This is a genomic window from Actinomadura rubrisoli (genome assembly GCF_004349215.1).
In the GTDB taxonomy this organism is placed as follows: Bacteria; Actinomycetota; Actinomycetes; order Streptosporangiales; family Streptosporangiaceae; genus Spirillospora; species Spirillospora rubrisoli.
The window spans coordinates 1-723 of record NZ_SMKU01000770.1 but is presented as its reverse complement, the minus strand read 5'-3'; the positions used below and the strand labels follow the sequence as shown (position 1 = coordinate 723).

The 723-nt window shown below is 72.2% G+C and carries 1 protein-coding gene; it reads right to left on the bottom strand.

Annotation, left to right across the window (positions count from 1 at the left end):
• Nucleotides 1-558: pyridoxamine 5'-phosphate oxidase family protein (locus tag E1298_RS47395; protein WP_131903918.1), on the bottom strand; the 558-nt coding region annotated here is incomplete at its 3' end.
• Between the last annotated feature and the right edge of the window lie 165 nt (nt 559-723).

Below are 723 nucleotides of genomic sequence, written 5' to 3'. Positions count from 1 at the left end.
GGGGAGGACGCCGGCCCAGACGTCGAGGGCGTAGTCCTCCTCGTCGTCGGCGGGCGGGCCCTGCCGGATCTTGACGGACGCCTCGTCCAGGGGGAGGGCGAGGACCGTGGTGGCGGCCAGCTCCTTGCGGTTGGGCTGCCGGGCGGTGTCCCACTGGCCGGGGGCGAGCCGTTCGGTGATCGCGCGGAGGCCGGTGAGCCGCTCGGCGGGGTCGGTGACGGGGCGGGGCGTGCCGTAGATCACGGCGCAGCGGTAGTTGACCGAGTGGTGGAAGAGGGAGCGGGCGAGGACGATGCCGTCCAGGTGGGTGACGGTGACGCAGATCTCCTGGGACGGGCCGGACCTGAGGCTGCTCGCGCCGGTGGAGCCGTGGATGTAGAGGGTGTCGTCCACGCGGCCGTAGCCGGTGGGCAGGACGCGGGGCGTGCCGTCCACGATGAGGCCGAGGTGGCAGATCATGCCGTCGTCGAGGATCGTGTGGAGGGCGGAGCGGTCGGCGGCGGCTCGTTCGGGCACGCGGCCGAGCCGGGTGCGGGGTGTTGCTGAGAGTGCGGTCATGTGCGCCTACGCTAGAAGGCGAGTGGCATGGCCGGTAGGGCCACTTCGTGCCGAGAGCGGGAGACCACTTTGTCGATCGATCTGCCCCTTGTCGTCGATCGCGAGGCGGGCGGGCCGATGAACGCCCAGATCGTGGGGCAGTTGCGCGCCGCGATGCGGGAGGGG